Consider the following 25286-nt stretch of genomic DNA (forward strand, 5'->3'; position numbering starts at 1 on the left):
GTTCAGCGGCTGTGAATCTGCGTCTTTATCATCGATTTCAGGGGTTCAAGCATTAATGGATATCGGTCTGCGCGAGTGGCTGATCGTCATCGGCATCATTGTCATCGCCGGCATTCTTTTTGACGGCTGGCGGCGGATGCGTGGTAGCAAGGGCAAGTTGAAATTCAAGCTGGACAGCAATATCGCGAGCAATCTTCCTGATGAAGACGAGCCGAACGAGCTGTTGGGCCCGCCGCGTGTCGTGAGTCGCAACAACGAGCCCTCACTGGACGAAACCGATCTTCCCTCGATGAGCGCACGTGAGACCGGTAAGCGTCGCACTGCAGAACCACGCCAAGGCGACCTGCATTTTTCCAGCGATGATGCCCCAGTCCCTACGCTGCTTGACCCGGTAGCGGATGATGAAAACAAACTCAGCGAGCCCAATGAGGACCTGCCTCCGGTAGAGGAAGTGCTGGTTATCAATGTGATCTCCCGCGATTCGCATGGCTTCCGTGGTCCCGCTCTGCTGCAGAATATTCTTGAAAGCGGTTTGCGCTTTGGCGAGATGGACATCTTCCATCGCCACGAGAGCATGGCGGGTAACGGTGAAGTGCTCTTCTCCATGGCCAATGCGGTCAAGCCTGGAACCTTCGATCTGGACGACATTGACCATTTCACTACGCCAGCCGTGAGCTTCTTCCTAGGTCTGCCCGGTCCGCGTCATCCGAAACAGGCTTTCGATGTCATGGTCGCCGCCGCTCGGAAGTTGTCGCAGGAGCTGAACGGCGAACTCAAGGATGATCAGCGCAGCGTGCTGACAGCTCAGACCATCGAGCATTATCGCCAGCGCATCGTCGATTATGAACGCAGGCAAATGACGACCAAGCGTTGATCCAGAAAACCGCTCCCAGGAGCGGTTTTTTTTAGGGTATTGATCCGTCTGGCCTCATCGAGCCTCGTAGGGTGGGCTTCAGCCCACCGAAGCCTTTTCGCTTAGCTCTGCTGGTGGCCGACCCCCTCCCGCCCGACGCTCCATGCCATCACGCAAACAGGCTAAAATCCTGCGTAGAACATCCACTTAAGGTCGACCGGCGCGCTGCTTCTGTGCTCGGTCCGGCCTGCAGCTATGGCCCCAATACCATGACGTCCGCCCAGACCGCCGCAGAACGCATTGCCGAACTGCGCAGCGAAATCGACGCCCACAACTACCGGTATTACGTGCTCGACGAGCCCAGCGTCCCCGACGCTGAATATGACCGCCTGTTCAATGAACTCAAAGCACTCGAAGCCGAGCATCCTGAGCTGGTCAGCCCGGACTCGCCTACCCAGCGCGTCGGCGGCGCGGCGTTGGCGGCCTTCGGCCAGGTTCGCCATGAGATGCCAATGCTCAGCCTGGGCAATGCATTCGAAGAACAGGACCTGATCGACTTCGATCGTCGCGCCCGCGAAGGCCTGGACCTACCTTCAGGCGACCTGTTCGGCGATGGCGTCGAGCTGGAGTACAGCTGTGAGCCCAAGCTCGACGGTCTGGCCGTAAGCCTGCTCTACGAAAACGGCAAGCTGGTGCGAGGTGCGACTCGCGGTGACGGCAGTACCGGAGAGGACATCAGCGCGAACGTACGCACAGTGCGCAATATTCCGCTGAAGCTCCACGGCGACGGCTGGCCTGCGGTATTGGAAGTGCGTGGCGAGATCTACATGCCCAAGGCAGGCTTCGAGGCGTTGAATGCACGTCAGCTGGAGGCGGGTAACAAGCCGTTTGCCAACCCGCGAAACGCCGCCGCGGGCAGCCTGCGCCAGCTTGATTCAAAGATTACTGCCAACCGCCCTCTGGAGCTCTGTGCCTATGGCATCGGCCGCAGCGACGGGGATTTGCCTGATACCCATATCGGCATCCTCGAGGCGCTCAAGGGCTGGGGCTTGCCGATCAGCCGAGAGCTCAAAATGGCCAAAGGCGTGCAGCAATGCCGTGACTACTACCAGGCTATTGGGGCGAAGCGCGACGCGCTGCCTTATGAAATCGACGGCGTGGTGTTCAAGGTCAACTCGACGGCTCAGCAACGCGAGCTGGGCTTTCGTGCTCGCGAGCCACGTTGGGCGATCGCGCACAAATTCCCGGCACGAGAAGAAGTGACCGAACTGCTCGATGTGGAGTTTCAGGTCGGCCGCACGGGCGCCATCACGCCGGTTGCGCGGCTGCAGCCGATACAGGTCGCCGGCGTGACGGTATCCAATGCCACATTGCACAACATGGACGAGGTCGCCCGGCTGGGTGTCATGATCGGCGATACGGTGATCGTGCGTCGCGCCGGTGATGTCATTCCGCAGATCCTCGGGGTCATTCCGGAGCGCCGGCCCGACAGTGCGCGTGCCGTGCATGTGCCGGAGCACTGTCCTGTTTGCGGCTCAGCCGTCGAACGCACCCAGCTGATCAAGCGTAGCAAGGGGCGGGAATCGGTAAGTGAAGGTTCGATCTATCGTTGCGTTGGCCGCCTGGCGTGTCAGGCTCAGCTCAAGCAGGCAATCATCCATTTCGTCTCCCGCCGGGCCATGGACATTGATGGCCTGGGTGACAAGATTGTCGAGCAGCTGGTCGATGCAGGGCTGGTCAGTTCGCCGGCAGATCTCTATTGCCTGAGCTTCGAGCAAGTTCTGGCATTGGAGGGCTTCGCCGAGGTTTCGAGCCGCAATCTGCTCAAGTCGATCGACGCCAGCCGCACGCCGTCCCTGGCGCGCTTCGTCTTTGCCCTGGGTATCCCTGATGTTGGCGAAGGCACTGCGAAATTGTTGGCGCGTGCCTTGGGGTCGCTGGATCGCATCAGTCGAGCATTGCCCGATGTGCTGGTTTATCTGCCGGATATCGGCCTGGAGGTCGCACACGAAATTCACAGCTTCTTCGACGATGACCATAACCAATCCGTCATCGCGCAGTTACGCACGCGCGGTGTGCAGCTGCAGGAGGAGGGTGACGTGCATCCTGAGTTCGCAGCTTGTGCGACGCTCGCCGGATTGCTCGACAAGCTGAATATCCCCTTTATTGCCGCCACCGGCGCCCAACGTCTCGCTGATCGTTTCGGCAGTCTGCAGAATATTATCGAAGCCGACTGGCTGGATCTGCGTCAGGTTGAACGGCTCAACGAAAAAGCGGCCCGCGCCCTGCGCGACTATTTCGACGACCCGGCAAATGCTGCGCGCGCTCGTGCCATCGAAGCCCAGCTGAAGGAATTCGGCATGCATTGGGAGAGCGAAAGAAAGGCCGCGGAAGGCTTGCCGCTGGCCGGCCAGACTTGGGTGCTGACGGGCACGCTGGAAAGCATGAGCCGGGACGACGCTAAGGCAAGGCTGGAAGCCTTGGGCGCAAAAGTTTCTGGCTCTGTTTCGGCGAAGACAAGTGTCGTGGTGGCTGGGCCGGGTGCCGGGTCCAAGTTAGCTAAAGCCAACGAACTGGGGCTGGAAGTGGACGACGAAGCGTCCTTTCTAAAGCGCCTTGCCAGCCTCGAAAGCTAGCCGTCAATCGGTGCGCGGCTGGGACCTGCATGGCAGGTCCCGCTACGTGGCCATGGAAGCGAAGGTCGCTCAGGTTGCTAACGGGGCGCCATTTGTTCACTGCTTTACGCGCCCGGTGAAGCGGGCAAAACAGCGCTGACCTAGCCTTTCGCTATCACTGGCCGCGGTATTCGCAGCCACTGGTGCAGGTTTCATGGATGCGTATCCGTGAGAGCTCCGGTAATAACGGCTTCAGCTCGTTCCAGATCCATATCGCGAGATTTTCGCTGGTCGGGTTGTCGAGGCCCGGCAGATCGTTCAGATAGTGATGGTCGAGCCGTTCGTAGATGGGGTTGAAAATCTGCTTGATCTCGCTGAAATCGCGGATCCAGCCTGTCTGGGCGTTCACCTCGCCCTCGAGATAAATCGCGACTCGGAACGAGTGCCCGTGCAAACGGCCACACTTGTGCCCCTCGGGTACGTGGGGCAAGCGGTGGGCGGACTCGAAGGTGAACTCTTTGAATATTTCCACTGGTGCATCCGGATAAGGGCGAAAGGCGGCATTCTACTGGTTTGTACTCAGCTGTCGTTGCTGGACAGCAGCCTGCAAGGTGCAACTTCACCACTGCTTGCGCGGTGCTTTTGACACTCCCTCAAGCTTGGGGCAAAGTGCCCGGCTTTTTATCGGCGTTCGCCGCTTTCGGGGAGTTGAAATGAATGCAGTGGTAGCGGCAGTCGGCATCATGCTGATTCTTAGCCTGTGCAGGGTCCATGTGGTGGTGGCGCTGATTGCGGGCGCTCTAGCTGGCGGCGTTTTGGGTGGGTTGGGGCTGGAAGGGACCCTCGCCGCGTTCAACAAGGGGCTGGGTGGCGGCGCGACGGTAGCGCTTTCTTACGCTTTGCTGGGTGCGTTCGCTGTTGCGATCGGCAAGAGCGGGTTGGCCCACGCGCTGGCTGATCGGGCACTGGCCATGGTAGGCAAACGCGAATCGGAGTCGGCTGGAGCCGTGAAGTGGTTGATGATCGGGCTGCTGCTGGCGGTCGCTGTATCGTCGCAGAATATCCTGCCGATCCATATCGCCTTCATCCCGCTGCTGGTGCCGCCGTTGCTTTACGTGCTGAGCAAACTGCAGATCGACAGACGTCTGATTGCTTGCGTGCTGGCGTTCGGTCTGGTCACACCCTACATGTTCCTGCCGGTGGGCTTCGGCAGCATCTTTCTGCACGAGATTCTGCTGGCGAACGTAGCCAAGAGCGGTGCTGACATCGCCGGGATCAACGTAAGCCAGGCCATGTTGATTCCAGCTATCGGCATGCTGACCGGACTGCTGATCGCCATGTTCAGCTATCGCAAGTCGCGAACGTACGACCTGACCAAAGTCGACCAGTCAAAGGCAATCAGTGTCAGCTACAGCCCGCTGACCTTGTTGGTTGCAGGGCTAGCGGTCGCAGCCGCTTTTGTTGTTCAGCTGTGGTTGGACTCGATGATCATCGGTGCGCTGGTCGGTTTCGTGACGTTTTCCGTATCCGGCGTGGTGCGCTGGAAGGAGGCCGATGACCTGTTTACCGAGGGCATGAAGATGATGGCCATGATTGGCTTCATCATGATTGCTGCAGCGGGATTTGCTGAAGTGATGCGCGAGACCGGCGAGGTAAAAACCCTTGTCGATGCGTCTGCAGCCTGGATTGGCAACAGCAAAGCCGTCGGCGCGCTGCTGATGCTACTGGTGGGGTTGCTGGTCACCATCGGCATCGGTTCCTCTTTCTCGACTGTGCCAATCATCGCAGCGATCTTCGTTCCGCTCGGGTTGGAACTCGGCTTCAGTCCGCTGGCAATCGTCAGCCTGGTGGGTACGGCTGGTGCGCTCGGAGACGCCGGTTCGCCAGCATCGGACTCGACCCTTGGCCCAACCGCCGGGTTGAATGCTGATGGCCAGCACAACCATATCTGGGACACCGTGGTGCCGACCTTCCTGCACTACAACCTGCCGCTACTCGCATTCGGCTGGATTGCCGCAATGACGCTCTAACGCTTCCCAGGTGCCGTACGCGTCGTTGTTGCAACGGCGCGTTCACTCCATCTCTGTTAGCACTCCTGACAACAATCGCTGACTAACGGATACAACCGCAGCGATAGGATGCATCCGTGAAATCAACCCTTGAGCAGAAAGTCTTTCTTGCTCTGTTGCTCGTCGTGAGCATTGCCTTTGGCTGGATACTTTATCCGTTCTACGGGGCGGTATTTTGGGCCGTCATTCTGGCAATCATCTTTTCGCCGCTGCAACGCCGCTTGCAACGCCATATGGGGTACCGGCGAAACCTGACAGCGATCATTACCTTATTGGTTTGCCTGATCGTTGCAGTGCTGCCGGTGATTCTAATTACCGGTCTTCTGGTCCAGGAAGGTTCGTCACTCTACCAACAGATGGAAAGTGGTGAGCTTGACGTCGGCCAGTTCGTGGGTGGGATGAAGGACCTGCTGCCGGACTCGCTGCAGCAGCAGCTGCAACGCTTCGGTTTTGGCAATCTGGATCAGATGCGTGAACGCCTTGCCAGTGGCGCGTTGCAGGGCAGCCAGTACCTCGCGACCAAGGCGTTCAGTTTCGGACAGGGCACCTTCCAGTTCCTCGTCAGCTTTTTTGTGATGCTGTATTTGCTGTTCTTCTTCATCCGGGACGGGCGCGAGCTGGTTCTGAAAATCCGCCGCGCGCTGCCGCTAAGCGATAACCAGAAACGCAGGCTGTTCAGCAAGTTCACCCGAGTGGTTCGCGCCACTGTCAAAGGCAACATCGTGGTGGCAGCTACTCAGGGATTTCTCGGCGGGGTGATCTTTGCGATTCTTGGGATACCGGCATCGTTGCTCTGGGGCGTGCTGATGGCGTTTCTATCCTTGCTGCCAGCTATCGGTGCCGGCCTGATCTGGACGCCGGTTGCGATCTACTTTCTGGTACAGGGCATGGTCATCCAGAGCGTGATCCTGACGCTCTACGGGATTCTGGTGATTGGACTGGTAGACAATTTCCTCAGGCCGGTCCTGGTGGGTAAGGACACCAAGATGCCTGACTATCTGGTGCTAATCTCGACGTTGGGCGGTCTCGCCCTGTTTGGCCTGAATGGCTTCGTCATCGGGCCGCTGATTGCTGCCTTGTTCATGTCGTCGTGGGCCTTGTTCATCACCCCTGACGCTAAACCTACACCCGAGTAGGCGTCCGGGCGGAGCCGGACGCCGCTCTTGGGCTAGAGAATACGCCCGCCATAGTCACGCGTGATGATCACCGTCGCCGAACGCGGTCTGCGGCCAGGGCCGTCGGGCCAGGTGCTGGTGTATTCCGTTGGCGTTGATCCTTCCCCTGGGTGCTGGATGTTCACAAACAGCGTGCGGAAGTCCGGAGTCGCGGTGATACCGGTCACTTCGGCTCCCAGGGGTCCGACCAGGAAGCGCTTGGTCTCGCCGCTCTTCGGGTCCGATATCAGCATCTGGTTGTTGCCGAAGGGGCCGCTTCTGAGCTGACTTCCGCTCATGTCGGTCTGGATCCAGAGTCGTCCTTCCTCGTCGAACCAAAGCCCGTCCGGGCTCGCCATGATGTTTTCGTCAGTCAGTGGCCGACCGCGCGGATCTCGGCTGTCACTCTGTGGCCCAGCGAGCAAATACAGATCCCACTGGAACTGCGTGCCAATCTGATTCTTGCCAAGCTCACGCCAACGAATGATGTGTCCGGTGGGGTTCGGCGCGCGAGGGTTGGCTGCGTCGGCTTCCTCCCGCGAGCTGTTGTTGGTGAGCGTGAAATACACCTCACCGGTGTCGGGATGAACGGCGCCCCACTCAGGGCGGTCCATTTTGGTCGCGCCAACGACGTCCGCTGCCAGACGAGTATTGATCAGTACCTCGCCCTGATCAGCAAAGCTGACGTTTGCTGCAGCGCAAGCCTGCTGGAAGGCCGCGTCTTCGATATCCAACGCCAGCCAGTCGCCGCTGCCGTCCGGGTTGAAGCGCGCGACGTACAGCGTGCCATCGTCGAGTAGCCGGCCGTCGCTGCGCTGCGGGCGGTACTTGTCGCGACTGATGTACTTGTAGATGTATTCGTTCTGCGAATCGTCGCCGGAGTAGCAGACGAGCGGCCAGCCCGGTTTGGTAGGTGCAAACACCAAGCCTTCGTGACCAAAGCGGCCCAGGGCAGTGTGCTTGACCGGAGTGGAATCCGGGTCGAAGGGATCGATTTCGACAATCCAGCCAAACGTATTCGGTTCGTTACGATAGTCGGCTCGCGCGTCTGCGGCTGTCGCGGTCGCATCGAAACGCTCGAATTCGTCGCCGCGAACCGTCTCCCAGCCGTAACGCCCGCTCGAACGAAGGCCGTAGCGCTCCAGGTGGCGAGGCAATTCAGCGTCGCGCACTGCGAAATAGCCCGCCCAGTTTTCTTCGCACGTTAGGTAGGTGCCCCATGGCGTGTAGCCATTCGAGCAGTTGTTCAGCGTACCGCGGGTCGACGTACCGCTTGGGCTGTAGCGGGTTTGCATCAGCTCATGGCCACGAGCCGGACCTTCGATATGCATCGGCGTCGCGCCGGTTATGCGGCGGTTGCGTGCGGATGGCAGTACCGACCATTCTCCCTGAGGGCCACGGCGTACCTCGACGACCGAAACACCGTGCGCGTTGATCTCCTTGCGCACTTCATCGGCATCCACGCGTTTGCCATTGACCACCGTTGGGCCGTTGGGATGCAGCAGCGGGGCATCAATGTACTCATGATTCAGTACGAGCAGACCGTGATCACTTTTACGGCCCTTGAAGCGCGCGTCCATCGGGAAGAAATGCATGCCGTCGTGATGCATGCCGGTCTGCTGAGCCTGGTCTTCTGCACTGTTGCTGGCGTCTTCCAGAAAAGCGGGGTAGCTACCGCAGATTGGCGTGCCCCACGGAATGAACGTCTTGGCGGAAAAACCGGCGGGCACGGTGATGGTGTCGGCGCGGGTTACCGGCACTGCACCAAAGGGGAGGCGATTACGCAGCTGGAAGGGCTGACCACTGCCGATCTTGGCCGGCTCGGCTGCTCCTGCTATCGAAGGCAGGCCGCCCAGAAAGGCAAGCGCACCGAACGCTGCTCCGCTCGCCACGACCTTGCGACGGCCTTGGTTGATGACATCCTGGATGTGAGGGTTGGCGGAATGGTTACTTGGCAGTTCATCGCCGTTGCCGAACAGTATGTTTTGACTATCGTCAGTCACGGTGCAGCTCCATAGGTAATCGACGGGACTGTGACGTTATGTGCGGCGTGCGACAGCTTTATGACACAGGTTTTCGCGGTCGACGAGCGGTACGTGTTTTATCTCTGCGGTACCATCACAGCCCTGTTTCGGAACGGCCGCTTAAATGAACACCAGCGCTCCGCTTGCCATGTATCGGCAAGCCATCGCCCGTGAGGGCTACGTCAGTGATGCAGCTCAGCTGCGCACGGTGGAACGGCTGCAGCACTGCTACGAGACGCTGCATGGCAACGTGGCCCGTGAATTGCGCTGCGGTGTCTATCTGTGGGGACCGGTCGGGCGCGGCAAGACCTGGCTGATGGACATGTTCCATCGCAGCCTCAAAGTGCCGGCGAGGCGTCAGCATTTTCACCACTTCATGCGCTGGGTACACATTCGTCTGTTTCAGCTCAACGGCACGTCAGATCCGCTACAGGCGTTAGCGACGGAGCTGAGCGAAGACGTGCGGGTGCTGTGTTTCGACGAGCTGTTCGTGGCGGATATCGGCGATGCGATTATCCTGGGCCGCCTGTTTCAGGTGATGTTCGAACAGGGCGTGGTCATCGTTGCGACGTCCAACCAGCCACCTCATCAGCTTTATGCTGACGGTTTCAACCGCGAGCGCTTCCTGCCTGCCATCGATGCAATCGAGCGCCACATGCATGTAGTAAACGTGGACGGTGGTGCTGATCATCGCTTGCGTCCAGGTGTGGGCGAGCAGCGTTACTGGGTGCGTGATCCCCACGAAGACGGGGTGCTACGTTCGGTCTTCGACAGGTTGAACGGCGGGGCGACCACTACGACCGAGCCGGTCCTCATCGGACGCCGGCCGCTTCAAGTTGTGTGCAGCAGCGACTCCGTACTCTGGTGTCGCTTTGCAGACCTGTGCGCACAGCCATTCTCGGCGTTGGATTTCATCGAGCTATGCGATCGCTACCAGTCGATCCTGATTGGCGACGTGCCGCGTTTGGGCAGTGAACAGCGTGAAGGACGCATCGCTCGTGGAACCGAGGATGGTGCGGCGCGGGTGGCAGCGGGGGATCGTGAGCTACCTAAGTTGGCTGCTCACGATGATAGTGTCCGGCGATTCATCGCTCTGGTGGATGAATGCTATGACCGGGGGGTGCCGCTGTATCTCGAAGCCCGGGTTGCCATGGACGAGCTTTACACCGAGGGCTATCTGTCGTTTGCCTTTCGCCGCACGCTGAGCCGATTGCGCGAGATGCAGTTGCAGCGTTTCGGTAGGGCCGATTGAGCCTCAGTCGCGGTAGAACACCTGCACGAGGTGATAACCGAACTGGCTTTTGATTGGACCATGCACTTCACGCAGCGGCTTTTTGAAAATCACCTGATCGATGCTGCGCACCATTTGCCCCGGTCGAACTTCGCCTAGATCACCGCCTTTCTTGCCCGACGGGCAGGTCGAAAACTTCCTTGCTAGCACATCGAAGGCTTCGCCGTTGGCGATGCGCTTTTTCAGCTGCGCGGCTTCAGCTTCGGTCTTGACCAGGATGTGGCGGGCCATGGCTTTGGGCATTGTGAATCTCCTCGGATGCGGCGGCGATTGTAGTCATCCAGCCCGGGAAACCGAAGCGGGAATCGAATGGGATCGACCTTTGGTCTGCAAACAAACCCGACGAACGGTGTTTATGGTTGCTATATGTTAGCGCTACCATCCGGTCCACAAACATAATGTGGCACAACGATGCCGCCGGAGACCGACAGTGGATTACCACTCCCACAGCGAATTTCCCGCAAATCGCCGCGCATTGGTGGTCATGGGCGTCAGTGGTTCGGGCAAGACCGAAACCAGCCATGCCGTGGCTGATGCACTGGGCTTTCGACACATCGAAGCCGATCATTTCCATCCCGAAGAAAACGTTGCGCGCATGCGTGCCGGCACGCCTTTGTCGGATGCCGACCGGGTCGAGTGGCTGCAAAGGCTCGTCATCGAAATGCAGCGTGCCATCGACGACGACGTTGGCTTCGTTCTCGCCTGTTCTGCCCTGAAGCGCCGTTACCGCGACCTGTTGCGCGACGCCGTGCCTGGCCTGTGCTTTGCGCATCTTTCCATCGATTACGACACGGCTATCCAGCGCGTTGGTGGGCGGGCCGGTCATTTCATGCCGATTTCGCTGGTGGACAGCCAGTTCGCGACGCTCGAGTCGCCGGCAGGCGAGCCCCACGTGCTTGTGGTCGATGCCAGCCAGCCGCGAGAGCAGGTTCTGAACGAGATCACCCGCTGGATGAATCAGGACAGCGGCTTGGCTATTAATGCCAAGGAAGACCTTTCCGCGGCTCCGCTTGATAGCGCTAACAAGCGCGGCGGCGCGCACGGCAGTCAGCGCAGTAGCGAGCCTGCCAAGATGGTGGATAGTCAGGACGTCGAGCCCAAGGGCGCCGAGCTGACTACTCAGCCGATCTACGGCGGCAAGTTCGCTCAAGGTTTCGACCGGATCACTGACTGGCTGATGGCAGCGCTGCTGGCCTTCATGGTCATCGTGGTGTTCAGCAGTGTGGTCTTGCGCTATGCCTTCGGTACTGGTTGGACGGGCGCAGAAGAGCTCTCGAGGCTGGCCTTCGTCTGGCTGGTGTTCGTCGGTGTGGCTTCGAGCATGCGCCGAGGCGAGCTGATGGCGTTCAGCATGATTCGTGACCGGTTTCCCCATCTGCTCCGCCGCTTGGTGGACTCGGTCAGCTGGATCATGGTCGCAGTGGCCAGTGCGTTGGCCGCAATGGGCGGATGGAATCAGATGCAGTTCGGCTGGACCATCAACAGCCCGGTGGTGGGGTATCCGCTGGCCGTGGCCATGGTTCCGGTTGCGGCCAGCATGGTCGCTCTCGCCGTCCTTGCGCTGATCCAGCTGGTGAATGTCTGGCGCCGACAGCCGCCGTTACCCATCGCCGAAGCCAACGTAACGGCCGATTGATCCCCGATAACAACAAGGGCATGCGCCCACCCGAGGTCCGTACATGACTGTCGTCGTCTTCTTATCGTCATTGTTTGGCTTCATGGCCTTCGGTATGCCGATTGCCTTCGCGCTGATTCTTACCGGCGCGGTGCTGATGTGGTACCTGGATTTCTGGGATGTGCAGCTGCTGGCGCAGAACCTTCAGGCTGGTGCCGACAGCTTCCCGCTATTGGCAGTGCCATTCTTCATCCTGGCTGGCGAACTGATGAATGCGGGCGGCATCTCGCGCCGGATCATCAACATGGCGCAGGCCTACTTCGGCCATAAGCGCGGTGGCCTTGGCTACGTGGCCATTGCGGCGTCGGTCCTGCTGGCAAGCATGTCCGGCTCGGCCCTGGCGGATACCGCCGCGCTGGCAACACTGTTGCTCCCAATGATGCGTGAGCGCGGTTACCCGCTGAGCTCGTCTTCGGGCTTGGTGGCCGCCGGCGGCATCATCGCGCCGATCATCCCGCCGTCGATGCCGTTCGTGATCTACGGCGTTGTCACCAATACCTCCATCAGCCAGCTGTTCCTTGCCGGTATGGTGCCGGGCCTGATCATGGGAGTAGGACTGGTGGTGGCCTGGACGATGATCGCCCGCCGGATCGATGAACCCCCACAGGAAAAAGCCAGCGGAGCTGAACGCCGTAAGGCACTGGTCGATGGCGCGGCTGCGCTGATGCTGCCGGTGATCATCGTGGGCGGCTTGCGTTTCGGTCTGTTCACGCCGACCGAGGCGGCTGTGGTGGCTGCTGTCTATGCATTGCTGGTGTCGACGCTGCTGTACCGCGAACTGAGCTGGAACGGTGTGATTGAGGTGTTGACCCGCGCCAGCCGCACCACGGCGTCGGTCATGTTCCTTTGCGCAGCGGCAATCGTCTCCGCCTACATGATTACGCTGGCCCAGTTGCCGGACGAGATCGCTTCGATGCTCGGCCCATTGGCCGAAGATCCCAAGCTGCTGATGGTCGCCATCATGGTGTTGATGATCGCGATCGGCATGGTGCTCGACCTGACCCCGACCATCCTGATTCTCGGGCCGGTGTTGGCGCCGATTGCAGTGAAGGCCGGGATCAACCCGGTGTACTTCGGCGTGATGTTCGTGCTGATCGGCTCGATCGGGCTGATCACGCCGCCCGTTGGCACGGTACTCAACGTTGTCGGCGGAATAGGGCGGCTGCGCATGGAAACGCTGGTGCGCGGTGTCATCCCGTTCTTCCTCATCTATCTGGCCATCGTTGTTCTGCTGATAGCAGTGCCGTCGATCATCACCGTGCCGTTGGAATGGCTGCGGTGACGGACACGAGGCTCGAGCTTCAACCCTTCATCCACAACAACAAAAGGTAAGTGAACATGAAACGATTTCTCATCGCGGCCCTGGCCGCCACTACGCTTAGCAGCGCTATCACCGCAGTGACCGCTCAGGCCGCCGACGATATCCGGCCACGGATGATTCGCTTCGGCTACGGGCTCAACGAAGACAGCAATCAGGGGCGCGCCGCGAAGCTGCTGGCCGAGGAGATCGCCAAGGCATCTGATGGCAAGCTCAAGGTTCGCACTTTCGGTTCTGCCAGCCTGGGGTCCGATGATCAGATGCAGAACGCGCTGATGGGCGGCGCGCAGGAAATGATGGTCGGCTCGACGGCCACCCTGGTCGGTGTTGCCGAAGAAATGGCGGTCTGGGACACGCCGTTCCTGTTCGAGAGCGAGAAGCAGGCCGACCACGTGCTGGATGGCCCGGTCGGTCAGAAGGTCATGGATGCGCTGGAAGAAAAGGGCCTCGTTGGCTTGGCGTATTGGGAAAACGGCTTCCGTAACCTGACCAACAACGTGCGTCCTGTCGAGAAGCTGGAAGACTTCGACGGCATCAAGCTGCGCGTGATGCCAAACCCCGTGTTCATCGATACCTTCAAGCTGATGGGCGCCAACGCTGTCCCGCTGCCGTTCTCCGAGCTGTTCACGGCACTGGAAACCAAGGCAGTCGACGGTCAGGAAAATCCCTATAACACCATCCTCTCGTCCAAGTTCTACGAGGTACAGAAGTACCTGAGCGTGACCAATCACGTGTACAGCCCATGGATCGTCACGGCATCCAAGCGCTGGTGGGATGGCCTGTCGAAAACTGAGCAGGACATCATCATGAAGGCGGCGCAGACGGCTCGTGATTTCGAACGTGAGGACACTCGCGCCGAAGCCCGCGAGGCCCTGGCCAAGATCAAGGAGCAGGGTATGGAGGTGAACAAGGTCAGCCCGGAAGAGATCCAGCGCATGCGGGAACAGGCTAAACCGGCCATCCAGACCGTCATCGATACGGTTGGCGAGCCGTTGTTCAACGAAGTACAGGCAGCGGTCGAGAAAGCCCCGAAGTAATCGGACGCGCCCCATGCAGGCCATGTAAAACCCAGCGAGCAATAGCGTTCGCATGGCCTGCTTCGGGGCGCCTTCCCGTATAGAATCTCCGCCCCCTCGCTGCTGGATCCCGCTATGAGCTCTCGCCGTCGCCGTTCGCTGGAGCGGGCCACATTATCCGATGTGGCTCGCACTGCCGGTTGTTCGCTGATGTCCGCCTCGCGTGCGCTGTCGCAACCCGAACGGGTGTCGGACGCCTTGCGCGAGCGGGTGATGGCAGCGGTCAAAACCTTGGGTTACGTCCCGCACACGGCTGCGCGAAACCTGGCGAGCGCACGTTCGAATCTTGTCGCGGTGATCATTCCTTCATTGTCGAACGCAGTATTTGTCGACACCGTTGAAGCCATTCAGCGTGTGCTAATGCCGGCGGGCTACGAGCTGATGATCGGCGTCAGCCATTACCATCCCGAAGAAGACGAACGCCTGTTGCGTGCCTACCTCGCGCATCAACCGGCGGGGCTGCTGGTCACCGGCTTCGAGCGCAGCGATGCCGCGCGCGAAGTGCTTGGCAGCTACACCAGCCCGATCGTGACCTTGATGGAGCTGAGCGATGGCGAGGAAGAGTACTGCGTCGGTTTTTCGCAGTTGGAAGCCGGTGCGGCCATGACCCGCAAGCTGCTCGAACGCGGCTATCGCAACATCGCGTTTGCGGCCGCGCAACTTGACCCCCGAACCTTGCAACGTGCCGAAGGTTATCGGCAGGTCATGCGCGCGGCCTCGCGTTACGATGCCGCACTTGAGGTGCTCACACCGCAGGTTTCATCCATCGGGCTGGGCGCCGAGTTGCTCGATCGGTTACTGGCGCAGCATCCAGAAATCGATGCGATTTTCTTCAACAACGATGACTTGGCGTTGGGCGCACTGTTTCGTGCTCGCCAGCTGAACTTGGCCGTGCCGGAGCGGCTGGCGGTTGCCGGGTTCAACGACTTGCCGGCCGCGGCCTGGATGCACCCGGCGCTGACCACGGTCCGCACCATCCGCGGCGAGATTGGCAAGCTGGCTGGGCAAATGCTGTTGAGCCTGATGCGCGGCGAGTCGCCACCGCAGCGGCGTATCGATGTAGGTTTTGAAGTGGTGATGCGCGAAAGCGCATGAGTCAAACCGGCACGCATTGCACGTGCCGTCCGATCTGGCATTTAAGCGGGCAAATCAGTCGGCCTGCTGCGCCGCCGTAACCTGCTGAGCGATCTCAATCATTTGTTCGCGCATCCAGCGGTTGGCCGGGTCCTGATCGGTGCTCTCGTGCCAGTAGATGTGTGTTTCCAACGGTGGGATATCCACCGGCAGTGGCACCTGATACAGGTCATGACGCCGGGCGAAACGCTCGGGAACGGTCACCGCCATATCGGTCTGTTGAATCACCTGGGTGGCCATCATGTAGTGCTGCGAGCGCAAGGCGATTTTGCGCTGTTGGCCCATCTTGCCGAGTGCCAGGTCAACCATGCCGAGCCCGCTGCGACGGCTGGAAATATGGATGTGCGACAACGACAGGTATTCCTCGACGCTGAGCTTGTCCTTAGCCAGTGGATGTCCGCGGCGCATGGCACAGACGTAGCGGTCCTCCAGCAGCTTGACGTGGCGCACCTGCGGATCGGTATTCAACGGCGCGTCCATGGCGAAATCCAGGCGTCCGGCCGCCAATTCCTTCGTGGTTTCGCGGCGCTTGGCGAGCATGCTTTCGATTTTCACGTTTGGCGCCAGTCGACGCAGGCGCTGGAACAGCGGCGGCAGCACCACGGCCTCGGTTAGGTCGGTCATGCTGATTCGAAAGGTCTTGTTTGCCTGCAGCGGGTTGAAGGTGCGGCTTTCCTGCACCGAGACGCGCAGCAACTGCAGCGCGTTGCGCACAGGGCCGATGATGTTCTGCGCCATCGGCGTCGGCACCATGCCTTGCGCGGTGCGCACAAATAGCGGGTCGTTGAAGGTTTCCCGCAGGCGGGCCAGGGCGTTCGAAACGGCTGGCTGGGTGATGCCGACGATCTGCCCGGCGCGGGTCAGGTTCGCTTCGGTGTAAATGGCATCGAAGACGATGAAAAGATTCAGATCGACCTTGTTCAGGTTCATTGTTGTGCTCTCCGGCGTGTATCGGAATTCGCCGATCATATATCGGTGATGAATGTTTATACACGAGGAAAATAGCTTAGATAAATCACCAGGCCTCCTCTAGCATTCAAAACTACAAAACATTACCTGCCAGAAGGTTGTCGCCCATGGATTTCGCCTACTCCCCGAAGGTTCAAGAGCTGAGAGAGCGCGTGCAAGCGTTCATGGATGCTCACGTCTATCCCGCCGAAAAGGTCTTCTATCAGCAGGTTGCAGAGGGTGACCGCTGGCAGCCGACCGCTATCGTCGAGGAGCTTAAGGCCAAGGCTAAAGCCGAGGGCCTATGGAACCTGTTTCTGCCAGATTCCGAGCTGGGCGCCGGCCTGACCAACACCGAATATGCGCCGCTGGCAGAAATCATGGGCAGCTCGGGCCTTGGCCCGGAGGCGTTCAACTGCTCGGCGCCGGACACCGGCAACATGGAGGTGCTGGTTCGCTACGGCAGCGAAGCGCATAAGAAGCAGTGGCTGGAGCCGTTGCTGCGCGGCGAGATCCGTTCCGCCTTCGGCATGACCGAGCCAGGCGTAGCTTCGTCCGACGCCACGAACATGGAAGCCCGCGCTGTTCGCGAGGGTGACGAATGGGTCATCAACGGCCGCAAGTGGTGGACCTCCGGTGCCTGCGATCCGCGCTGCAAGGTCATGATCTTCATGGGCCTTACCAACCCGGACGCGCCGCGCCACCAGCAGCACTCGATGATCCTCGTACCGATGGATGCGCCGGGTCTGAAAGTGCTGCGTCCGCTGCCGGTGTTCGGCTACGACGATGCCCCGCACGGCCACGCTGAAGTGCTGCTGGAAAACGTTCGCGTGCCATACGAGAACGTGCTGCTGGGTGAGGGCCGTGGCTTCGAGATTGCTCAGGGCCGCCTCGGCCCGGGCCGTATTCACCACTGCATGCGCTCCGTCGGCGTAGCCGAGCGCGCATTGAAGCTGATGTGCGAGCGCTCGGTGAACCGCACGGCGTTCGGCAAGCCGCTGGCGCGCCTGGGTGCCAACCTCGACCACATCGCTGAGTGCCGCATCGAGATCAACATGGCGCGCCTGCTGACGCTCAATGCCGCGTACATGATGGACACGGTGGGCAACAAGATCGCGGCGAGCGAAATTGCGCAGATCAAGGTTGTGGCGCCAAACGTTGCGCTGAAGGTGATCGACCGCGCTATTCAGATTCATGGTGGTGCCGGTGTGTCCGAAGACTTCCCGCTGGCCCACTGGTGGGCCATGCAGCGCACCCTGCGTCTGGCGGACGGCCCGGACGAGGTACACCGCGCTTCGATCGCCAAGCATGAACTGGGTAAGTACTTCCCGCGGGAAATGTTGCGTAGCCGCTGACGGTTAGCTGGCGTTACCAAGAAGGCAGAGCCGTAGAACATGGCTCTGCCTTTTTTGTGTTTGTTTTTGCGCTACAAGCGGGATATGGAGAGTTAGCTTGCGTCTGCCGGCACCTGCGGTGCGGTGGCGTTGGTTCGCGAGCACATTCGGCCCAGCAGCAGACGGCTCGGATCGCCAGCAAGCTGGCTCCTACAGGTGAACAACTGAGTCGCTTTTGTAGGAGCGAGCTTGCTCGCGATCAGGGGGCGAAAAATCGCAGACGTCAGCCCCGGACCTACGAGCTTCGCTTCTCAAGGTAATTACCACGCTCAATTCATCACGGCGCAACCGTCGTCAGACCCGGCGGTGTGTTCTGACCGTAGGTGCTGCTAACCAGTCCTCGATACCGCCGGTAGGCCCGTTCATAGCTCTGAACTGCGCTGGGTTCAGGCTCGACCGCGGATGCCTCGTCAATACTGACGCAGCGCTCGCAAAGGGCTGCGAGGCTGGCATGCGAATCGCTCTGTCTCGCATGGCACCATGCAGCCTGAATTGCACCGCCGAGCGCGGCGGCCTCGCTATGGGTGGTACAGACCACCGGTGTCGCCATCATGTCGGCAACCATCTGCCGCCACTGCGGACTCTGCGCGCCGCCGCCAATAAGTTGGATGCGTTCGCTGCGAATCCCGCTTTCCCGCAACAGATCCAACCCATAGCGCAGGCCAAAGGTTACGCCCTCGACCACGGCACGACAGAGATTGGCCCGAGTCAGGTTGTCTGCAGTCAGGCCGTGCAGGCTGGCTGTGGCCTGGGGCAGGGCAGGCACGCGCTCGCCATTCAGGAATGGCAGCAGGGTGACGCCTTCGGCTCCAATCGGCGCCTGCGCCACCAGAACATTGAATTGATCGAGGTCCAGCTGGAGCAGATCGCGAATGGCGCCGTTCGCGTTGGTCAGGTTCATGGTGCAGATCAGTGGCAACCAGCCGCCGCTGGACGAGCAGAAGGTGGCGACTGAGGGCTGCGGGCTGATCCGGGGTTCTTCTGCGAATGCGTACAAGGTGCCGGAGGTGCCGAGGCTCATGGTGATCGCGCCTGGGCTGATATTGCCGGTGCCTATAGCGCCCATCATGTTGTCGCCGCCGCCGCTGGCCACGAGCGCCTGAGGATTCAGGCCCAGCTGGGCGGCCAGTTCAGGGTGTATTCGCCCGGCCGGCTGGTAGGGCTCGATCAGCTCGGGCAGTGCGGCTTCGAGCCGGCCCGTTGGATCGATCTGGCGCAGAATGGTGTAATCCCATTGCCGGCAGCGGACATTGAAATAACCCGTCCCTGACGCGTCGCCGTATTCGCTGGTACAGCGTCCGGTCAGCCAGTAGTTGAGGTAGTCGTGGGGCAGCAGGATATGGGCGATGCGTTCGAACAGTTCGGCATGCTGCTCCTTCATCCACAAGAGTTTGGACACTGTGTAGCCAGGGGCGATGACGACCCCGAGGCGTTGCAGCGAGCCCTGTTCGCCGCCCAGCCAATCGAGGAGCCGCTGGTTCTCCTTGGCAGACTCCGTGTCGCACCAGAGCTTGGCCGGGCGCAACACCTGACCGTCTGCATCGAGCGTCACAAGGCCATGCTGCTGTCCGGAAACACCGATGCCCAGCACGGCGCTGCCGTCCACCCCCGCCTCGGTCAGCGCTGCTGCAGTGGCGGTCGCGAAGGCAGAGGTCCATTGCTCGGTACCCTGTTCGCGACGACCGTTTGGGCCACTGATGAGCACATGACTGGCCGAGCCCTGGCCCAGTACTCGACCGCTGGCGGCGTCGAGCAGCAGTGCCTTAGTTCCCTGGGTGCCGCAATCGATACCTAAGAACATGGGGCCTCCGTCAGCGGGTCAACAGCAGTTCGAGCGTGCCGCTGACACCGAGTGTCTTCAACCGGAGTAGGTTGCGCTCGAAGGCGTCGCGAAACGCGGGCGAGCGAGGGATCTGAGCACCAAAGATCTCCTCCCGGCCAAGTAACCGTTCGGTGAGACCTTCGTCTTCCTCAACCAGCGACTGGCAGAACTCCGCGCGCGGGTCTGGAATCCGGTAGGTGTCGCCGTTTTCATCGACGCCGCGCAAATACAGCGCCCACGCCGCCACAACCAGTGCAGCCCGTTCAAGCTGGGCACTGTCTGCGATCAGGCGGTTGATCGTTGGTACGCTGAACTTGGGAAACTTCGACGAGCCGTCGGAGCAGACGCGCTCCAGCTGATCGGCGATGGCGCAATTGGAGAAGCGGTCGATCAGCGTCTGCTTGTACTGCGTCAGATCAATGCCCGGCACAGGCGCCAACTGCGGCGTCACATCTTCGTCCATATATTGGCGGATGTAGTCGACGAACAGCGGATCGGCCATGGTTTCGTGAACGAAGCGGTAGCCGCGCAGAAAGCCCAGGTAGGTCAGGGCAAGGTGGCTGCCGTTGAGCAGTTTGATCTTCATCTCTTCATAGGGCGAGACGTCATCAGTGAACTGCACACCGACCTTTTCCCAGGCTGGCCGCCCGGCGACGAACGTGTCTTCCAGCACCCATTGGACGAAGGGCTCGCAGACCACGGGCCAGGCGTCATCGATACCGTGTTTCTGTCGCAGATCCTTGCGGTGCGCGGCGCTGGTCATCGGCGTAATGCGGTCGACCATGGCATTGGGGAAGCTGACGTTATGGACGATCCAGCTAGCCAAGTCCGCATCAACCAGATTGGCGAAGGCCAGTGTGGCCTTGCGGGTGACGTCGCCGTTGTGCGGCAGGTTATCGCAGGACATGATCGTGAAAGGGCCGTGACCTTCGCCGCGGCGCCTGGCAAGTGCTGCGCAAAGCAGGCCGAAAACGCTGATCGGGGTGCGCGGGTTTTCCAGGTCGTGCTTGATGTGCGGCAGCGTGGCGTTGAACTGGCCGGTGCTATCGTCCAGGCAATAGCCGCCTTCGGTGATGGTCAGCGAGACGATGCGAATCGCCGGGTCGGCCAGTCGGGCAACGACGGCTTCTGAGCCATCCACCCCGACCAGCAGCATGTCGCGAATGCAGCCAATCACGCGGACTTCGGTATCGGGTCGGTCGTCGAGCTCGACCAACGTGTAGAGATAGTCCTGCGAGGCGAGGGCATCGCGCATGGACAGCTCATCGATACGCGTGCCGATCCCGCAGATGCCCCACTCGAGCCCTTCACCGGTGTTCATCAGCGCATCGGTGTAGGCCGCCTGGTGAGCACGATGAAAACCACCCACGCCAATGTGGGCGATGCCGGCCGTAACCTCTTTCAACGCATAGGTCGGCTGGGCAATGTGCGCTGGAAGTTGCGGCAGATTCTGTTCTTTCAACTTCATGTCAGGCCTCGCTGGGCATGAGAATGGATAAGCCGGGGGCGCGATCGCTGCCTGGATAGGCAGCGATTTGCGAAAGAATTGCTTCCTGCAGATCGGGGTGTCAGGCGACCTGTTGCAACGGCTGGCCGACCGCCAGGCCACCGCTGTCGAACAGGTGGCAGTGAGAAGCATCGAGTGTGAGAGACAGTGCCTCGCCATAACGCGGCGTGAAGTCGCCGCGGATGCGCATGGTCAACGGCTCGCCGGTCTGGGTATTCACATGGCAATAGGTGTCGCTGCCCAGCCGCTCGCTGACGTCTGCCTTGACGGTTAGTTGGCAGCTGCCTTCGCTGCCGCGGCTGAGGTGCTCCGGACGAATACCCAGGGTCACAGGGTCGCCCACCGTGAGCGCGCTTCCCCCCAGCGGGAGATACAACTGGCAGCCGGCTTCCAGCTCGACTTCGCAGCCTGCGGTGTCGACGCGGTTAATTCGCCCTTTGAGAAAGCCCATCTTCGGCGTGCCGAGAAACCCGGCCACGAACAGATTGGCTGGATGGTGGTAGAGCTCCATGGGCGAGCCGACCTGCTCGATGCGACCACCGTTGAGCACCACGACTTTGTCGGCCAGGGTCATGGCTTCGACCTGGTCGTGGGTCACGTAGATCATGGTCGCCTGCAACTCCTGATGCAGGCGTGACAGCTCAAGGCGCATCTGCACGCGCAGCGCCGCGTCGAGGTTCGACAGGGGTTCGTCGAAGAGAAATACCTTGGGGTTACGCACGATGGCGCGGCCGATCGCGACGCGCTGGCGCTGTCCACCGGAGAGCTGACGTGGTTTGCGCTCGAGCAATGGCTCCAATTCAAGCGTGCGTGCTGCAGCTTCGATCTTGCTGGCGACTTCTTTCTTATCTGCGCCAGCCAGATCGAGGGCAAAGGACATGTTCTTGCGCACCGTCATGTGCGGATACAGCGCATAGGTCTGGAACACCATGGCCAGGTCGCGCTTGGCCGGGCTGAGATCGGTGATGTCCCGGCCGTCGAGTTCGATCTTGCCGCTGCTGACTTCTTCCAACCCCGCGATCAGTCGCAGCAGGGTTGACTTGCCGCAGCCGGAAGGGCCTACGAAGACCACGAACTCACGGTCGCGAATGTCCAGGTCGATGCCCTTGATGATGTCGTTGCCATCGAAGCTTTTCTTCAGGTTGTGGACTTTCAAATCTGCCATGTTCGGAATCCTCTGTTGTTCTTCTCAGCTCAGCGCGTTACTTCACAGCGCCGAACGACAGGCCGCGGACCAGCTGCTTCTGGCTGATCCAGCCGAATATCAGGATGGGCGCGCAGGCGAGGGTGGAGACGGCCGAGAGCTTGGCCCAGAACAGCCCTTCGGGACTGGAATAGGAGGCGATCAGCGCGGTCAGCGGAGCCGCGCTGGACGATGTGAGGTTCAGCGACCAGAAGGCCTCGTTCCAGCACAGGATCAGCGAGAGCAGCATGGTGGAGGCGAGGCCGCCCTTGCTGATCGGCAGCAGTACGCGAACCATTTCCTGCATCAGGGTGGCGCCGTCCATGCGGGCCGCTTCGAGGATGTCGCGGGGAATGTCCTTGAAGTAGGTGTAGATCATCCAGACGAGGATCGGCAGGTTGATCAGCGTGTAGATGATGATCAGCACCGTGCGGCTGTCGAGCAGGCCGAATTGCTTGGCCAACAGATAGATCGGTACCAGCACGCCCACGGGCGGCAGCATCTTGGTGGAAAGCATCCACAGCAGCGTGCCCTTGGTCCGTTTGGTTTCGTAGAAGGCCATCGAATAGGCCGCCGGGATTGCGATCAGCATGCCCAGTGCAGTGGCGCCGAAGGAGATGGTCACCGAGTTCCAGGCGTACTTGAAGTAGCCGCTGCGGTCCTGGATCTGCAGGTAGTTTTCCAGTGTCGGCGTGAAGATGAACTGCGGCGGCGTGGCGAAGGCGTCGATCTCCGTCTTCAGGCTGGTCAGCAGCATCCAGAAGATCGGGAAGAACAACAGTAGCGCGATTGCCCAGGCGAACAGCCCGACCAATAGCGTATTGAGGCGGCGACTTTGTTTGAGCGTCAGCATCGGTCTGTCCTCAGTACTTTTCGGTGAGATTCTTGCCGAGCATCCGCACCAGGATGATCGCCGCGATGTTGGCGATCACCACCGCGATCAGGCCACCGGCCGATGCCATGCCGACGTCGAATTGCAGCAGCGCCTGGGTGTAGATCAGGTAGGCAAGGTTGGTCGAGGCGTATCCGGGACCACCGCTGGTGGTGGTGAAGATCTCGGCGAAGACGGAAAGCAGAAAGATGGTTTCGATCATCACCACTACCGCGATGGGCCGCGCCAGGTGTGGCAGGGTCAGGTGCCAGAAAATGGCGATTGGACCGGCACCATCGAGGCGGGCGGCTTCCTTTTGTTCCTGGTCGAGGGACTGCATGGCGGTCATCAAGATAAGGATCGCGAAGGGCAGCCATTGCCAGGACACGATGATGATGATCGAGAGCAGCGGATGCTGAGCCAGCCAGTCCACCGGTTGTGCACCAAAGAACTTCCAGACGGCCGCTAGGATTCCCGAGACGGGGTGGTAGATCAGGTTCTTCCAGACCAGCGCACTGACGGTCGGCATGATGAAGAACGGCGAGATCAACATGACGCGGACGATGCCGCGGCCAGTGAAATCCGCCGCTTCCAATAGTGCCGAGATCAGCACACCGAGCACGACGCTGATCAGCAGCACGCTGCCAACCAACAACAAGGTGTTGGTCATGCCGGGCATGAAGCCAGCGTCGGTCAGAAAGTAGTGAAAATTCTCCAGCCCGACGAAATCATTCTCGCCGGGGTAAAGCAGGTTGTAGCGAATCACCGAAAAGTAGACGGTCATCGACAGCGGAACCAGCATCCACAGCAGCAACAGCGCAACGGACGGGCTGACGAGAAACCAGCTGGGGCCGAACCGGCGCGGCTTGCGCTCGCTCGGCTCGCTTGCCATATCGGTAAGGGGCGCCTTGGGCAAGGCTGTTGAGGTGGTAGCCATGGCTGTGCTCCGGCTGAAAGAAGGCCATGAGGGCTCGGGCGAGCCCTGCCTGGTGTTCACCTTCGGTGAGGAAGGGACGTTGCCTGCTTGCGGTGCCTATTTGGGGTAGCCGGCGCGCTTCATTTCCCGCGTGGTCGACTGCTGCACGGCCGTGAGCATCTGCTCGACTGGCATCTGGCCGGTGAGGGCGGCTGCGAACATTTTGCCGACCTGAGTGCCAATGGCCTGGAATTCGGGAATGGTCACCAGCTGGATGCCGACATAGGGCACAGGTTTGGCGGACGGCGAGGCGGGATCAGCCTGTTTCAGCGACTCCAGCGTGATCTTCGCGAACGGCGCGGCGGCCATGTATTCATTGCTGTAGGTGGACTCGCGAGTGCCCGGCGGTACGTTAGCGACGCCGTCGGTCTCGGCAACCAGTTCGGCATAGTCCTGCGAGGTGGCCCAGGCTGCGAAGGTCTTGGCGGCTTCCTGCTTGTTCGAGCTAGCAGGAATGGCCAGCGCCCAGGAGTAAAGCCAGGCGGAGCCTTTATCGGTCGTTTGTTGAGGCGCGAAGGTGAAGCCGACTTTGTCCGCCACCTTGCTCTGTGAGGCATCGGTGACGAATGAACCGGCTACGGTGGCATCGACCCACATGGCGCATTTGCCGCTGTTGAACAGCGCCAGGTTTTCGTTGAAGCCGTTGCTGGAAGCACCTGGCGGGCCGTACTTGCTCAGCAGGTCCACGTAGAAGTTGGCTGCTTTGGTCCATTCGGGTCCGTTGAATTCCGGCTGCCATTTCTCATTGAACCAGCGCGCGCCGAAGGAATTGGCAACGGTGGTGACCAGCGCCATGTTCTCACCCCAACCGGCCTTGCCGCGCAGGCAGATGCCGTATTGCTCTTCGCTGGGCTTGTGCAGCTTCTCAGCGAATTCGGCCATCTGTGTCCAGGTCGGATGCTCCGGCATCTCCAGCCCGGCCTGCTCGAACAGGTCCTTGCGGTAGTAGGTCATCGAGCTTTCGGCATAGAACGGCAGCGCATACAGAGTGCCATCGACCGACAGGCCCTCACGCACCGAGGGGAAGACGTCATCGAGGTTGTAGTCATCAGGCAGGTTGGTCATGGGGGCCAACCAGCCTTTGTCGCCCCAGAGTGAAGCTTCGTACATGCCAATGGTGAGTACATCGAATTGACCGCCTTGGGTGGCGATGTCGGTGGTCAGGCGCTGGCGCAGGACATTTTCTTCGAGCACGACCCAGTTGAGGTCGATGTCGGGATGTTGCTCTTCGAAGGTCTTGGAGAGGCGCTGCATGCGGATCATGTCAGCGTTGTTGACGGTCGCAACGGTCAGCGTCTCGGCGACAGCCTGAGTCGCGCCGATCATGGCAAAACAGGTGGTTCCGATTAGCAACTTCGCAAATTTCATCGAGGGCT

General features: G+C 60.4%; 20 protein-coding genes. 10 read left to right on the plus strand and 10 right to left on the minus strand.

Features of this window, described 5'->3' with window-relative positions; genetic code table 11:
- Positions 1-55 precede the first annotated feature (55 nt).
- Together C1896_10090 and C1896_10095 are read left to right on the plus strand one after the other, a co-directional pair.
- Positions 56-874 carry a cell division protein ZipA gene (locus tag C1896_10090; GenBank protein ID AZZ45222.1) on the plus strand — a complete coding sequence of 273 codons (819 nt, stop codon included), beginning with the start codon at positions 56-58 and terminating at the stop codon, positions 872-874.
- 248 nt (positions 875-1122) lie between these two features.
- Positions 1123-3489 (plus strand): DNA ligase (NAD(+)) LigA, encoded by a 2367-nt coding sequence (locus C1896_10095; GenBank protein AZZ47611.1) that lies wholly within the window; start codon positions 1123-1125, stop codon positions 3487-3489.
- A gap of 154 nt (positions 3490-3643) precedes the next feature.
- Here the strand turns inward: C1896_10095 and queD are convergent, their stop codons facing one another.
- On the minus strand, positions 3644-4000 hold the full coding sequence (gene queD, locus C1896_10100) for a 6-carboxytetrahydropterin synthase QueD (protein AZZ45223.1): 357 nt from the start codon (positions 3998-4000) through the stop codon (positions 3644-3646).
- Positions 4001-4181: 181 nt separating this feature from the next.
- Between queD and C1896_10105 the strand changes: the two genes are divergently transcribed.
- Both C1896_10105 and C1896_10110 read left to right on the plus strand, forming a co-directional pair.
- Positions 4182-5498, plus strand: coding sequence for a sodium:proton antiporter (locus tag C1896_10105; protein ID AZZ45224.1), 1317 nt, complete (start codon positions 4182-4184; stop codon positions 5496-5498).
- A gap of 116 nt (positions 5499-5614) precedes the next feature.
- The gene (locus C1896_10110) at positions 5615-6673 is read left to right on the plus strand and encodes an AI-2E family transporter (protein AZZ45225.1); all 1059 of its coding nucleotides are present in this window, start codon (positions 5615-5617) and stop codon (positions 6671-6673) included.
- A 32-nt stretch (positions 6674-6705) separates the two neighbouring features.
- Here the strand turns inward: C1896_10110 and C1896_10115 are convergent, their stop codons facing one another.
- Positions 6706-8694, minus strand: coding sequence for a Tat pathway signal protein (locus C1896_10115; protein AZZ45226.1), 1989 nt, complete (start codon positions 8692-8694; stop codon positions 6706-6708).
- 145 nt (positions 8695-8839) lie between these two features.
- On the opposite strand from C1896_10115, the gene C1896_10120 reads away from it, so the two are divergent.
- Positions 8840-9967, plus strand: a complete 1128-nt coding sequence (locus C1896_10120; GenBank protein ID AZZ45227.1) for a cell division protein ZapE — start codon at positions 8840-8842, stop codon at positions 9965-9967.
- Positions 9968-9970: 3 nt separating this feature from the next.
- Here the strand turns inward: C1896_10120 and C1896_10125 are convergent, their stop codons facing one another.
- Positions 9971-10249 carry a peptidylprolyl isomerase gene (locus C1896_10125; protein AZZ45228.1) on the minus strand — a complete coding sequence of 93 codons (279 nt, stop codon included), beginning with the start codon at positions 10247-10249 and terminating at the stop codon, positions 9971-9973.
- Positions 10250-10490: 241 nt separating this feature from the next.
- On the opposite strand from C1896_10125, the gene C1896_10130 reads away from it, so the two are divergent.
- The 4 genes from C1896_10130 to C1896_10145 all read left to right on the plus strand — a co-directional run bounded on the left by C1896_10130 (position 10491) and on the right by C1896_10145 (position 15170).
- Positions 10491-11642 (plus strand): gluconokinase, encoded by a 1152-nt coding sequence (locus tag C1896_10130; protein ID AZZ47612.1) that lies wholly within the window; start codon positions 10491-10493, stop codon positions 11640-11642.
- Positions 11643-11685: 43 nt separating this feature from the next.
- Positions 11686-12963 (plus strand): L-dehydroascorbate transporter large permease subunit, encoded by a 1278-nt coding sequence (locus C1896_10135; GenBank protein AZZ45229.1) that lies wholly within the window; start codon positions 11686-11688, stop codon positions 12961-12963.
- Between the two features lie 56 nt (positions 12964-13019).
- Positions 13020-14036 (plus strand): TRAP transporter substrate-binding protein, encoded by a 1017-nt coding sequence (locus C1896_10140; protein AZZ45230.1) that lies wholly within the window; start codon positions 13020-13022, stop codon positions 14034-14036.
- A gap of 114 nt (positions 14037-14150) precedes the next feature.
- Positions 14151-15170, plus strand: coding sequence for a LacI family transcriptional regulator (locus tag C1896_10145; protein AZZ45231.1), 1020 nt, complete (start codon positions 14151-14153; stop codon positions 15168-15170).
- Positions 15171-15224: 54 nt separating this feature from the next.
- On the opposite strand, the gene C1896_10150 is transcribed toward C1896_10145, so the two are convergent.
- Positions 15225-16139, minus strand: coding sequence for a LysR family transcriptional regulator (locus C1896_10150; GenBank protein ID AZZ45232.1), 915 nt, complete (start codon positions 16137-16139; stop codon positions 15225-15227).
- A gap of 146 nt (positions 16140-16285) precedes the next feature.
- Between C1896_10150 and C1896_10155 the strand changes: the two genes are divergently transcribed.
- The gene (locus C1896_10155) at positions 16286-17512 is read left to right on the plus strand and encodes an acyl-CoA dehydrogenase (protein ID AZZ45233.1); all 1227 of its coding nucleotides are present in this window, start codon (positions 16286-16288) and stop codon (positions 17510-17512) included.
- Positions 17513-17828: 316 nt separating this feature from the next.
- Here C1896_10155 and xylB read toward each other — a convergent pair whose 3' ends face one another.
- The 6 genes from xylB to C1896_10185 form a co-directional block, all read right to left on the minus strand.
- Positions 17829-19352: a xylulokinase gene (xylB, locus tag C1896_10160; GenBank protein AZZ45234.1), complete on the minus strand. Its 1524-nt coding sequence runs from the start codon at positions 19350-19352 to the stop codon at positions 17829-17831.
- A 10-nt stretch (positions 19353-19362) separates the two neighbouring features.
- Entirely contained in the window at positions 19363-20841 is a 1479-nt protein-coding gene (locus tag C1896_10165) for a mannitol dehydrogenase (protein AZZ45235.1), read from the minus strand.
- A 100-nt stretch (positions 20842-20941) separates the two neighbouring features.
- Positions 20942-22045 (minus strand): ABC transporter ATP-binding protein, encoded by a 1104-nt coding sequence (locus C1896_10170; protein AZZ45236.1) that lies wholly within the window; start codon positions 22043-22045, stop codon positions 20942-20944.
- A 37-nt stretch (positions 22046-22082) separates the two neighbouring features.
- Positions 22083-22916: a sugar ABC transporter permease gene (locus C1896_10175; protein ID AZZ45237.1), complete on the minus strand. Its 834-nt coding sequence runs from the start codon at positions 22914-22916 to the stop codon at positions 22083-22085.
- Between the two features lie 10 nt (positions 22917-22926).
- Positions 22927-23871, minus strand: coding sequence for a sugar ABC transporter permease (locus C1896_10180; protein AZZ45238.1), 945 nt, complete (start codon positions 23869-23871; stop codon positions 22927-22929).
- Between the two features lie 96 nt (positions 23872-23967).
- A complete protein-coding gene (locus tag C1896_10185) occupies positions 23968-25278 on the minus strand; it encodes a sugar ABC transporter substrate-binding protein (protein AZZ45239.1) in 1311 nt (436 codons plus the stop codon).
- Between the last annotated feature and the right edge of the window lie 8 nt (positions 25279-25286).

The sequence above is a fragment of the Pseudomonadaceae bacterium SI-3 genome (genome assembly GCA_004010935.1).
Taxonomy (GTDB): domain Bacteria; phylum Pseudomonadota; class Gammaproteobacteria; order Pseudomonadales; family Pseudomonadaceae; genus Stutzerimonas.